At 45.7% G+C, this 12,319-nt stretch carries 13 protein-coding genes; 1 reads left to right on the top strand and 12 read right to left on the bottom strand.

The window, feature by feature from the left end; all coding sequences use genetic code 11:
- Positions 1-28: 28 nt before the first annotated feature.
- The 3 genes from H6571_23235 to H6571_23225 are packed head-to-tail and all read right to left on the bottom strand — an operon-like array spanning position 29 to position 980.
- Positions 29-349 carry a hypothetical protein gene (locus H6571_23235; GenBank protein ID MCB9326660.1) on the bottom strand — a complete coding sequence of 107 codons (321 nt, stop codon included), beginning with the start codon at positions 347-349 and terminating at the stop codon, positions 29-31.
- On the bottom strand, positions 346-798 hold the full coding sequence (locus H6571_23230; protein ID MCB9326659.1) for a hypothetical protein: 453 nt from the start codon (positions 796-798) through the stop codon (positions 346-348). The genes H6571_23235 and H6571_23230 overlap by 4 nt, the downstream gene beginning before the upstream one ends.
- The gene (locus H6571_23225; GenBank protein MCB9326658.1) at positions 774-980 is read right to left on the bottom strand and encodes a hypothetical protein; all 207 of its coding nucleotides are present in this window, start codon (positions 978-980) and stop codon (positions 774-776) included. Before H6571_23225 ends, H6571_23230 begins: the two co-directional genes overlap by 25 nt.
- Positions 981-1,185: 205 nt before the next feature.
- Here H6571_23225 and H6571_23220 point away from each other — a divergent pair, with 205 nt between their 5' ends.
- Complete coding sequence (locus tag H6571_23220; GenBank protein ID MCB9326657.1) at positions 1,186-2,214, top strand: LacI family DNA-binding transcriptional regulator; 1,029 nt, start codon at positions 1,186-1,188, stop codon at positions 2,212-2,214.
- Here H6571_23220 and H6571_23215 read toward each other — a convergent pair whose 3' ends face one another.
- The 9 genes from H6571_23215 to kduI all read right to left on the bottom strand — a co-directional run bounded on the left by H6571_23215 (position 2,215) and on the right by kduI (position 12,269).
- Entirely contained in the window at positions 2,215-3,825 is a 1,611-nt protein-coding gene (locus tag H6571_23215; protein MCB9326656.1) for an altronate dehydratase, read from the bottom strand.
- 20 nt (positions 3,826-3,845) lie between these two features.
- On the bottom strand, positions 3,846-5,291 hold the full coding sequence (locus H6571_23210; protein MCB9326655.1) for a tagaturonate reductase: 1,446 nt from the start codon (positions 5,289-5,291) through the stop codon (positions 3,846-3,848).
- Positions 5,292-5,315: 24 nt separating this feature from the next.
- Complete coding sequence (locus H6571_23205; GenBank protein ID MCB9326654.1) at positions 5,316-6,614, bottom strand: TRAP transporter large permease; 1,299 nt, start codon at positions 6,612-6,614, stop codon at positions 5,316-5,318.
- Complete coding sequence (locus H6571_23200) at positions 6,611-7,075, bottom strand: TRAP transporter small permease (protein MCB9326653.1); 465 nt, start codon at positions 7,073-7,075, stop codon at positions 6,611-6,613. The genes H6571_23205 and H6571_23200 overlap by 4 nt, the downstream gene beginning before the upstream one ends.
- Position 7,076: 1 nt before the next feature.
- Positions 7,077-8,054: a TRAP transporter substrate-binding protein gene (locus H6571_23195; protein MCB9326652.1), complete on the bottom strand. Its 978-nt coding sequence runs from the start codon at positions 8,052-8,054 to the stop codon at positions 7,077-7,079.
- A gap of 3 nt (positions 8,055-8,057) precedes the next feature.
- Positions 8,058-8,729: a bifunctional 4-hydroxy-2-oxoglutarate aldolase/2-dehydro-3-deoxy-phosphogluconate aldolase gene (locus tag H6571_23190; GenBank protein MCB9326651.1), complete on the bottom strand. Its 672-nt coding sequence runs from the start codon at positions 8,727-8,729 to the stop codon at positions 8,058-8,060.
- A 19-nt stretch (positions 8,730-8,748) separates the two neighbouring features.
- Complete coding sequence (locus H6571_23185; protein ID MCB9326650.1) at positions 8,749-9,786, bottom strand: sugar kinase; 1,038 nt, start codon at positions 9,784-9,786, stop codon at positions 8,749-8,751.
- 180 nt (positions 9,787-9,966) lie between these two features.
- Positions 9,967-11,373, bottom strand: coding sequence for a glucuronate isomerase (gene uxaC / locus H6571_23180; GenBank protein MCB9326649.1), 1,407 nt, complete (start codon positions 11,371-11,373; stop codon positions 9,967-9,969).
- Positions 11,374-11,432: 59 nt separating this feature from the next.
- On the bottom strand, positions 11,433-12,269 hold the full coding sequence (gene kduI / locus H6571_23175) for a 5-dehydro-4-deoxy-D-glucuronate isomerase (GenBank protein ID MCB9326648.1): 837 nt from the start codon (positions 12,267-12,269) through the stop codon (positions 11,433-11,435).
- Positions 12,270-12,319: the final 50 nt, after the last annotated feature.

Here is a 12,319-nt window from a genome sequence, read left to right as displayed (position 1 = left end):
GGCGGGCAGCAATGTTCGCCCTTTTTTATTATTTAATTTTTGCGGCCAGGGGCATGATATTCATTTTCCTGATTTCTTCCACCGCCAATCGGGCAATTTCTGTAGCTCCTTTCTCCGAGAGGTGCGTATCATCCTCCTTGCCATCAGGATAATAAGGAAGTGATCCCGGAGCATAATGCAGGTGGAGCGATTTTGACCCTTCAACGCCATAGGAAATTTCCAGGAGCTCTGTATAATATTGAAGGTCGATAAGGGGTACATCCATTTCCCGGGCAATCATCCTCGTAACCACGGGATAATCGCCATGGGTGTCGATAAGCACGCCGTATTCGTTTAATTTACTTCTCACAATGGAAGTGAACAGGATGGATAAGCCCCTTTTTCCCGGCTTTCAATGACAAAACGCATCAGGTTGTGCCGGTAACTGGTATGCGGATTGGTAAACCGGGTAGCGTCTTTATCTTTTGAATCATTGCCTTCCACCAGTAGGGAATAGGTAAAAAAAGTGCTGTTTCTACCCCGATCGATTTTTTTAAAATGGTCATCAAAGGTTTTGATCGTATTTTCTTTGCTTTCGCCGACCAGCGAAATATTCGGGTTCCAGGCATTAATGACCACCTTTTCTTTATATACACCGTTTTTTACAAAAATGGTGATCCGTTCATAAGGGAAGGATTTCGTTCCATCAATGGCTTTTTGAATACTCGTATAATCCCCGCTGCCATCAAGAGCCACCAAAACATCATAATTTGCGGATGGTTTTTTCTTCCAGTCTAGTATTGTTCCAGAATGCTCAATGGTGCGTCCGAATCCCGGGCATAACCATTTCTGCGTTCGTACCCTATTTCGGAATAAGATGATTTTTTTATGTTGTTCCTGTCGAAGAAAAATGGGGTGTTGTCCTCCAGGTCCATAAACCGGCCCCACAACCCGGGGTGAAAGAAAAGAACGCAAGGTAAAATATACCGGAAGATATACATCGTCGGGAGAAATGTTGTTATGAAATTGAATTGATAGATTCCCTTTTTAGGAGAATGTTACCCACGGATAAGGTAAAATCCGCTTAAGATGTAATCGATTGCATTAAACCAGGCAAATACCTTTGATTATGCAAGTCTTCCAACTGAAATTTCATTACATTTAAGCAAATTTTATTTTCTTTACAGATCATTATAGTAAACACTGATGGATAAGAAGACCACTATATACGATATTGCCAAAAAGCTGAACATCACTGCCGCAACGGTTTCCAGAGCTTTGAACAACAACCCAAAGATCAGTGAAGCTACCCGTAAATTGGTCATGGAGACTGCGGACGAAATGAATTACAAACAAAACCGTGTAGCCCTGGCGCTAAAAAAAGGAAGGAGCAATAATGTGGGGGTTATCGTGCCTTATATCAACAGGAGTTTTTTTGCCAGTATTATCCAGGGCATAGAGGAAGAATTATACCCTTTTGGTTATCACGTCATCATTTGCCAGTCACATGATGAAAAAAAGAAAGAGGTCGAAAGTATTCATACCCTCCTCAACGCTCAGGTAGACGGGATTTTGATGTCGATGAGTAATACTGTGTTGGATCTTCAAGAGATTAATATAGTGCTGGGGAAATCCGTTCCGTTAGTGTTTTTTGATCGAAAAAAGGACATTAAAGGGGTCAGTTCGGTTACGCTCAATGATTTTGCAGGAGCCTATATAGTTACCCAACACCTCATTGAGGAGGGCTGCAAACGTATTGCCCACCTGCCGGGCGACCGGTCTTTGGATATTTATCAGGATCGTTTTGAAGGATACCGCCAGGCCCTGGTTGATCACGGGATGGAACCCGATGAACGGTATGTTATTGAAACGAAGAGTGATGTTGAAGCCGGAAAAATTTCTACCCGTCAGCTGATGGAACTGGACAATCCACCCGACGCCATTTTTGCCGCCGGGGACTTTGCCGCCTTAGGGGCCATCCAGGAATTGAAATCCAGGGGGATCAGAATCCCTGAAGATTTTTGCGTGGCCGGCTTCAGCAATGAACCCTTTACAAAATTCATGGAACTCTCCATGACTTCTGTGGACCAGTTTCCGACCGAAATGGGCCGGTGTGCCGCCAGGGTATTTTTGGAACAGGTGAAGCTGGAGGAGCCCGTGGAACAACAACAAAAAGTAATTTTGGAGCCTAAACTTTTTATCCGGAAATCCACTTCCCGCTCCGGGCTTTCCTGATTATAGTGAAACCCCTCTTTTCCAGGGGATAAAATCGTTTTGGTTCAGCAGCATGGCTTTGGTTTTTACCTCTCCACTGGCCACTTTGATGATAAATTCCAATAATTCCTCTGCCATCTCTTCAATGCTTTTCTCTCCCCTGATGACAGCCCCTGTGTCTATATCGATGATATCCGGCATTTTTGCAGCCAGTTCTGAATTCGAAGAAACCTTGATCACCGGGGCAACAGGATTTCCGGTAGGAGTGCCTAACCCGGTAGTAAACAAGATAATATTGGCCCCCGCGCCGCCCATAACGGTAGTGCTTTCCACATCATTACCCGGGGTGCATAAAAGGTTCAGCCCAGGTTTGGAGATATATTCGCCGTAATCCAGCACATCCACTACCGGAGAAGTCCCCCCCTTTTTGGCGGCACCGGCGGATTTCATGGCATCGGTGATCAAACCGTCCTTTATGTTTCCGGGAGAGGGGTTCATATCAAAACCGGAACCGGCATCCACGACAGATTTTTCATAGGCTTTCATCAATTCCAGGAATTTTACTCCTTTTTCCTCGTCCACGCAGCGGTTGACCAGTTCCTGTTCCACTCCGCAAAGTTCGGGAAATTCCGAAAGGATGGCGGTTCCTTTCAAGGCAACGATGAGGTCAGAAGTGTGTCCCAGGGTGGGATTGGCTGAAATGCCGGAGAATCCGTCCGAACCACCGCATTCCAGTCCGATACGGAGTTTAGACAAAGGAGCAGGTTGTCTTTTGATGGCATTTGCCGCCTTGATGGCTTCATAAGATTCCTTGATGATGACCTTCAGCATTTCATCCACAGTACCCATTTGCTGTTGTTCGTAAATGAGTACTGGTTTTTTTAGGTTGGGATTGATGGCATCGAGGGCTTTTTTGAAAATGTCTATCTGTAAATTCTGACAACCCAGACTCAATACGGTAGCACCGGCCACATTGGGATTATTGACATACCCGGCCAATAAACGGGCCAGGCTCTCGGAATCCTGGCGAATTCCCCCGCACCCTCCCTGATGCGTGATAAATTTCACCTCTATATTTTCAAATACGCGCACTGAATCCTCAGCTTCCTGTTCAGGATTGCTTTGTCCGGATACGAGAGATCGAAGGAGGAGCCGGTGATGGTTTACCTCCTGGTGTAACAACTCTTTTTCAAAGACTTCTTTCAGCAATTCTATATTCCTGTTCTCGCAAAAGACAAGCGGAAAAAACAACCATACATTCGCAGTGCCTACCTGTCCGTCTTCCCTGTGGTAACCCAAAAAAGTTCTGTCTTTTAAATGATCCACCCGAGGCGGGGTCCATTCAAAAGTTTCGGTTTTATGAAACACCTTCTCACTTTCGTGTTTGACATTGCCAGTAGTCAGGGCATTTCCTTTTTCAATGAGGCTGCTGGCTTTTCCTACCAGGACACCGTACATGATGATCCGATCTCCGGGAGCAAAGGTTTGCAACGCTATCTTGTGTTTGGCTTTGGTATCCGACAAAACCAAAATATCCTCCTCTTCGAGCGATACATGGGTGTTTGCCTGCAGGTTAACCAGTGCCACGGCTACGTTATCGGCAGGATGGACTTTGATTAATTTTTTTGACATGGTAAATTTTTTCGGGTGGTTTATAAATAATTTGTAAAACAGGTAAATCCTTCCTGGATCCCGTTGGCGTCAATTTCCTGAAGCGCGGCAGCCATGGCCGCCGTCAGTCCCGGTACCTGGTTAAGGTCCTGGCCCCAGTAGTCTTCCCTGGCCAGGGTTGTCGTGGCAATTTCGTCATAATCACCCGAATTCCATAAGGAGGTGAAAAATGCGGTGATCTCCCCGTCATCATCCACCGGCAAAACTTTCCCCTGCCATCTTCCTTTATAAAAACGGATCAAACAGGCAAAAGCATATGTCAGGTGCAGGGGAAGTTTTCCGTGTAAATCAATATAACCCAACAAACTTGGCAATACCCTGACCTTAAATTTTGAAATCGAATTCAGGGCAATGCTTGACAGCATATGTTTGATGAACGGATTTCGGAATCTGTCAAAAACTTCCTCTGCAAATTTCACCAGTTCAGCTTTATCCATATCCAGGGTATCGATGATCTCATCGAACACGGCCTTTTGCACAAAAGGTCCGGTAAACGGATGATCCACGGTTTCTTCCACGGTCTCATTGCCAAACAGTATGGAAAAGGGCACCATGGCCGTATGGGCACCATTCAGGATGCGAACCTTTCGGGTCCGGTAAGGCTGCATATCCTCCACAATGGCTACCTCGAGATCCGTCTGGTGAAACGGCAGTTTGGCTTTCAGCTTTTCATCCCCTTCGATCACCCAAAGGAAGAATTTTTCTGCGGTGACGATCAGATTGTCTTTATAATCGAGTTGTTGATTGTAGGCTTCAATTTCATCTCTGGGATAACCCGGTACAATGCGATCCACCAGGGTATTGTGAAAACTATTGTGGTGTTCGATCCAGTAATTGAAATCTTCCCCCAGTTTCCAGTCCTCCGCATAGGTTAAAATGATGTCCTTTAGGGTATCTGCATTATAATTGATCAGTTCGCAAGGAATAATGGTCAGGCCTTTATCCGGTGCGCCCTTGAAATGAGTAAATCTTTTATTTAGAAATACCGTCAATTTTGCAGGAAAAGAAGAAGGAGGTGCCATATCCGGTGTATCCGAAGACACATAAGCGATGCCGGATTCGGTCGTATTGGAAATGATAAAGGCCAGGTCTTCTCCCTCGGCTAAAGCCATGTAATCCTCAAAATTGGCGTACGGGTCAACTCCTTTGACGATGCTGGAAATAAGCATTTTTTCCTGGATGACTTCTCCTTTTTGGATGCCTTTCATAAAAAGGGTGTACAAACCATCCTGATCATTGAGCATTTGGATCAACCCTCTGTCGATGGGTTGAACTACAGCGACGCCGGCCTTGAAATTAGCTTTGTCGTTAAGCTCCTGGATGGAATAGTCTACAAAGGCCCGTAAGAAATTACCTTCTCCAAACTGCACTATTTTGACAGGCATTCGTTTTTCAAGGCCTGTATTGGTTCGATTTAACTGTTTCATTTTGAATGAATGTTATGGATATTTTTAAAGATCAAATAAACCTGGTAACCACAGGCTCAATTGTGGAATATAAGTGACCAGTATTAAAGCAATGATCATCGCTACAAACAACGGAATCAATGGCCGGATCACTTTTTCGATGGTCGTTTTGGCAATACCAACCCCGACGAATAATACAGAACCCACCGGAGGGGTACACAATCCGATACACAGGTTCAACACCATGACAATGCCAAATTGAATCGGATCCATTCCCAGTTTAGTGACAATAGGCAAGAAGATCGGGGTGAAAATGAGTACCGCCGGTGTCATATCCATAAAAATTCCCACGAACAATAAAATAGCATTGATGATGAGAAAAATAACGATTCTATTGTCGCTGATCCCCAGAAGTGCAGCACTGATATCCTGGGGGATATTTTCGAAAGACATGACCCAGGACATACTCATTGAAGCTCCGATGAGCAACATTACGATAGCGGTGGTTTCAGAAGATTCCAACAAAATGCCGGGCAGGGTTTTAAAAGAAATTTCCTTGTAGATAAAGCCGAGGACCAGGGTGTATAAAACAGCCACAGCGGAAGCTTCGGTTGCGGTAAAAATCCCGGTTACGATACCTCCGATTACAACAATGAGCAGAAATAGAGCCGGAACAGCATCGATAAAAGCTTTAAATGTTTCCTTTAGGGAACTGCGTTTTCCTAGTTTGTAATTTTTCTTTTTAGCCCAAAACGATGCTACGATCATCAGGAACAGTCCTGTCAGGATGCCGGGAATGTATCCCGCGAGGAACAAAGCGGCAATGGAAACGCCGCCGCTGGCCAGCGAATATACGATGAGTACATTGCTGGGAGGAATGACCAGCCCTGTGGTGGCGGATGTAATGTTCACGGCAGCTCCGAATTCTTTGGAATAACCTTCTTTTTCCATCTCCGGCCCCAGGATGCTTCCCATAGCGGAGGCGGAGGCCATGGCCGATCCTGCAATAGCCCCCATCAGCATGGCACCGATGATGTTGATCAGGGCCAGACCACCGGGCATAGCCCCTACCAGTGTTTTGGCAAAAGCGATGAGCCGGTGGGCAATGCCGCCCCGGTTCATCAACTGTCCGGATAACACAAAAAATGGAATCGCCAGCAGTGCAAAACTATCCAGCCCGGTGCCCATTCGCTGGGATACCGTGGTGAAGGCCGGCAGGGCGGGAATGCTGACCAACATGGTCAGAACAGATGAAATGGCGATACTCCAGGCCACCGGCGTACCGATGGCCAGCAGGGAAATGAAACTCAGGATCAATATGATTACCGGGATATATTCACTCATGGTTGCTTGTTTAAAAGGTCAGAAACTTTGTAATAAATGATCAATATGCCGCTGATGGGGATGACGAGATACACAACCGCCAGGTGAATGCGCAACGCAGGAGATTGTTGACCCAGCAGATAAGAAATGTACACCAGCCTGAATCCTCCGATCACCATAGCCGCAAGGGCAAAGGTGATGATGAGTACCCTGACCAGGATAGATATTTTTTTCTGGGTCGATGCGCTAAATCTTTTAGGCAGCACATCAATGGCCACATGCATGTTTTTTCCGGAAACGTAGGCCGCGCCAAGCACCCCTATCCATATCATAAGGTATCGCGCAAGCTCATCGGTGAATGAACTGGGGGTACCGACAACATAGCGCGTAAAAACCTGCCAAAGTACATTGATCACCATAACGGCCATGATTACGATCAGGATATTCCCGAGTACCTTATCTACTTTTGCTCGAAGTGTCATATTATTTAGTTTCTTGAATTTGCTGAATTATGCTGGACATGGCTTTGTCATTTTTGTATTGGTCGTAAATTTCTCCAACTTTCTGTGAGAACAATGTCTTATCCGGATAGATAACCTTTACGCCTTCTTTCTGAACCTGTTCCAAAGCATAGGCTTCGGCTTCGGCCCATAATTTCCGCTGGTATTTTACAGAATTATCGACAGCTTTTTGGAGCCAGCCACGTTCCTGCTCCGACAACTTATTCCACAGATGTGTGCCAATGATGAGTACATCGGGTAAAACAGTGTGCTCATCCAGTGAATAATATTTACAAACTTCATAATGCCGCGATAAATAAAAACTTGGAGGGTTATTCTCGGCACCATCTACCACGCCTTGTTGCAGGGAAGTGTATAATTCTCCCCAGGAAATGGGCGTTGGCGATCCTCCCATGCTTCTGACCATATCCATGGCGGTCACGCTTTCCATTACCCTGATTTTCAAACCTTTAAGGTCGTCAGGAGTATTAATTGGTTTGTCCTTGGTATAAAAACTCCGGCTTCCGGCGTCGTAATAACCGAGCCCTTTTAACCAAAATTTCTCTCCTTCATCCAGTAAACTCTGGCCAATGGGTCCGTCCAATACCTTGAAGGAATGTTCCCGGTCCCTGAAAAGAAAAGGAAGGCCAAAGACCTTCATCTTTGGGGCAAAATTTTCCATCACTCCTGACGATACTTTCGTCATATCCAGACTTCCGATCTGGAGCAATTCCAGGCATTCCCGCTCGGTACCCAATTGCTGGCTTGGATAGATATCCAGTTGTAGTTTGCCGCCTGACATTTCTGACAGGTCTTCTCCCATTTTAACCATGGCTTTGTGTACGGAATGATTCACATCCAGCCCGTGAGCGAGTTTTATGTGCCTGGTTTGCCGCAGTTGATCGCACCCGGAAAGGCCGATAATAAAGGTGAGAAAGCCGAAAAGGGTCAGGTTACGCATGGTTTATTTGTTTTGGATTTGCTTGATGATGTCCAGTGCTTTACGAACGTTATTTTTTAAAGTCTCAAAGTCCTGGCTGGCCAGAATTTCTTTTGAAATGAGTTGAGATCCCATGCCTACACAAGTCACGCCGGCTTCAAACCATGCCCGTAAATTTTCTTCCGTAGGCGATACTCCGCCTGTAGGCATGATGCTGGTCCAGGGACTTGGTCCTTTGATGTCTTTAATAAATCCGGGGCCATAGGTTCCCCCTGGGAATAATTTTACAATTTCGCATCCGAGTTCCTCTGCTCTGGCGATTTCTGTGAGCGATCCACAGCCCGGTGACCATAATACTTTTCGGCGGTTACAGACCAGGGCAATGTCTTCCCTGAGAACGGGAGTGACGACAAAATTAGCGCCCAACTGCATATAAAGAGAGGCTGCACCTGCATCGGTGACCGAACCCACGCCTAGGATCATTCCGGGAAGTTCTGCCAGGGCATATTTGTTCAATGCTCCGAAAATCTCATGGGCAAAATCGCCCCTGCTGGTAAACTCCAATAGGCGGGCGCCGCCTTCGTAGCAGGCTTTGATTACCTTTTTGCCGAGTTCTACATCTGGATGAAAAAACAAAGGAACCATGCCCGTGTCTTTCATCACGGAGGCCACCTCTAATCTTGAATATCGTGCCATTTTTTTTATTTTTTATTTTTTACCTTGAAACCCTTCCTGAAGCATCGCCTCCCAGTAATTTTTCCACCTCGTCAACGGTCACCAGGTTGGCATCGCCTACGATGGTATGTTTCAGACAAGAAGCCGCCACCGCAAAATTCAATGCTGCCTGGTCATCGCCGGCGTACTGCTTAAGACCATAGATCAATCCTCCCATGAAGGAATCTCCGCCTCCGACACGGTCAACGATGTCCGTGATCTGGTAAGTAGGAGAGGTGTACATGGTTTTTCCATCGTACAACACACCGGCCCAGGAATTGTGAGACGCACTGATGGAACCCCGGAGGGTGGTAATTACTTTCTTGGCTTTTGGGAATTTTTCCATCATTTGCTGGCAAACGGAGAGGAACGCCTCGGCGCTAATATCATGTCCCTGGGTTACATCAAGTCCTTCCGGATGGATGCCGAAATGTTTTTCCGCATCTTCTTCATTGCCGAGGATCACATCGCAAAAGTCGACCAGCTTAGGCATGATTTCTCCGGGTTTTTTACCGTATTTCCAAAGTTTCGCCCGGTAGTTGAGATCGGTGGAGATGGTAAGTCCTTTGGCACTGGCGGCTTCCAGGGCTTCGAGGCAAACATCTGCCGCACTTTGGGAAATGGCCGGTGTGATACCGGTCCAGTGGAACCAGTCGGCGCCTTCAAAAACCTTATCCCAGTCGATCATGCCCGGCTTGATCTCGCTGATGGAAGAATGGGCCCTGTCGTAAACGACCTTGCTGCCCCTGGACACGGCTCCCGTCTCCAGGAAATAAATACCCAGGCGTTCGCCGCCGAATACAATATGGTCTGTATTGACGCCTCTTTTTCGCATTTCCATCAAAGCGCAATCTCCGATGTCATTTTTGGGAAGTCTTGTGACAAAATCCACCGGTATACCATAGTTGGCCAGTGATACAGCGACATTGGATTCTCCTCCGCCATACACCACATCAAAGCTCGAGGCCTGGGAGAATCTTAAAAAACCAGGAGGCGAAAGCCTCAACATTATTTCTCCGAAAGTGACTACTTTTTGCATTGGTAAATTATTTAAAGTGTTGGTTTTTTTATGAAACTAAATCTACTGTAAAAATTCTAAAAATAGTCTCTCCATGAAACATTGAATCATCGTATCATTGAATCATTGAATCATTGAATCATTGAATCATCGTATCATTGAATCATTGAATCATCGTATCATTGAATCATTGGACTTCCCTCAAAACCCAAAATACTCCTTCGCATTATTATAACTGATATCCGAAACCAGTTTTCCGATCCATTCGATATCGTTTGGCAATTCTCCTTTTTCGATCTCTGTTCCGAATAAATTGCACAATACGCGCCTGAAATACTCGTGCCTTGGAAAGGAAAGAAAACTCCGCGAATCGGTGAGCATACCAATAAAAACGCTGATCAGACCCATATTGGACAGAGCATTCAGTTGTTTGATGATACCGTCTTTCTGATCGAGGAACCACCATCCGGAACCAAATTGAATTTTTCCCTTTACGGAACCGTCATTGAAGTTGCCGATCATGGAAGCGATGACCTCATTGTCGGCAGGATTCAGGTTGTACAGGATGGTTTTGGCCAGCTTATCTTTTTTGTCCAGGGCATTGAGGAATTTTGACAGGTTTTCTGCCTGTTGGAAATCGCCGATAGAGTCCCAGCCGGTATCGGGGCCCAATAAACTGAGCATGCGGCTGTTGTTGTTTCTCAATGCTCCCAGGTGGTACTGTTGCACCCATCCCAGTTCATGGTAGGATTCTGCAAAAAACAGCAAAACGGCACTTTGGAATTTTGACGCTTCCTCCTTGGTGACCTCCTGTTGTGTTCTTTTTTTATGAAAAATGCCCTTTATTTCCGAATCTGTAAAGGATTCAAAAAAAATGTGGTTCAGACCATGGTCTGAAATCCGGCAGCCGTTCTCATGGAAAAAGGAAATGCGATTTTTGAGCGCATCCCGCAGATGATCATAGGTTTGTATCTTAAAACCGACAACCTTTTCGAGGTTATCAACGTAGTTATTAAAACCGATATCGTGGATGAAGATGGCTTTGTCGGGCCGGAAGGCAGTGCTGATCTTTGTTTTGAAATCGCTTTTCGCCAGTTTTTGATGGTGCTCCAGGTTGTCCAGTGGATCTTCAGTGGTACATACCACCTTCGCATTCATTTTGGTCAACAAATTCTGGCAACTATAGCCGGGAGTGTTTAGCTTGTCGCTGGCAGCCCGGTAAACCTCGGCCGCATTGTCTTCGTTGAGCAATACGTCGATGTCAAAATACCTTTTTAACTCCAGGTGGGTCCAGTGATAAAGAGGGTTTCGCATGGTGTACGGAACGGTTTTGGCCCACATACGGAATTTTTCCTCGTCGCTGGCCGGCCCGGTAATGTACTTTTCCTGGATACCCAGAGCCCTCATGGCTCTCCATTTGTAATGGTCACCATAAATCCATACCTGGGTGATGTTCTCAAAGATTCTGTTTCCGGCAATTTCTGCGGGGGGCAGATGATTGTGGTAATCAATGATCGGCATTTTGGCTGCATACTCGTGATAGAGCCTTTCCGCGAATTTGTTTTCCAACAGAAAATTGTCGTGTATGTAGTTGGCTTGGTTTGTCATATCCAGTAAAAATTACCGTTAAAATAGGAAAAGAATAAAAATTAAGGTGTATTGGCTAATTATTTCATGTCAGCAGGAGGGCAAACGTCCATGTCGCCATAATCTAAATTCTCTCCGGCCATACCCCAGATAAAGGAGTAATTTGAAGTCCCTGATCCTGAGTGAATGGACCATTCCGGCGACAGAATAGCCTGGTTGTTGTGCAGGAAAATATGCCGGGTATGCTGGGGTTCTCCCATCAGGTGGCATATCGTTTGGCCTTCTTCCAGATCAAAGTAAAAATAAGCTTCCATACGTCTGGTATGGTTATGCACCGGCATGGTATTCCAAACATTGCCGGGCAGCAATTCTGTGATGCCCATTTGCAACTGGCAGGTTTCCACGATGCCATTTACGAGAAGCTTGTTCAGAATTCTTTTGTTGGCGTATTTCTCATCCCCCAGCTGGATAACTTCAGCATCTTCCCGACCCACTTTTTTGGTAGGATTTTTTCGGTGGGCGGGAGCGGAGTTCAGGTAAAACAATGGCTGTTCCCCATCTGCTGCGGCAAAAAACACTTCTTTGCACCCTTGTCCAACATAAAGTGCTTCTTTCTTACTCAATTCATAAACGGTTCCGTCCACTGTAACCGTTCCTTTTCCACTGACGTTGATGACGCCCAACTCCCTTCTTTCCAGAAAGTTTTCGGCTTTGAGATAAGGGATGGTTTCCAGTTTCAACGCCTTTTTTACTGGAATGGCCCCACCGACGATATAGCGGTCGTACATGGAGTAGGTAAGCTGTACCTGATCCTCTGTAAGGAGGTTTTCAATTAAAAAATGAGCTCTTAATTCTTCGGTGCCATAACTGCGTGCATCAACAGGATGGGAAGCGTATCTAAATTCTGAATGAGTCATAATATTAAATCAATGTAATCGATTACACAAATATAGGACAATTGAAATAA

This window comes from Lewinellaceae bacterium (assembly GCA_020636105.1).
Taxonomy (GTDB): Bacteria; Bacteroidota; Bacteroidia; order Chitinophagales; family Saprospiraceae; genus BCD1.
This window is presented reverse-complemented; position numbering and strand designations above follow the sequence as displayed.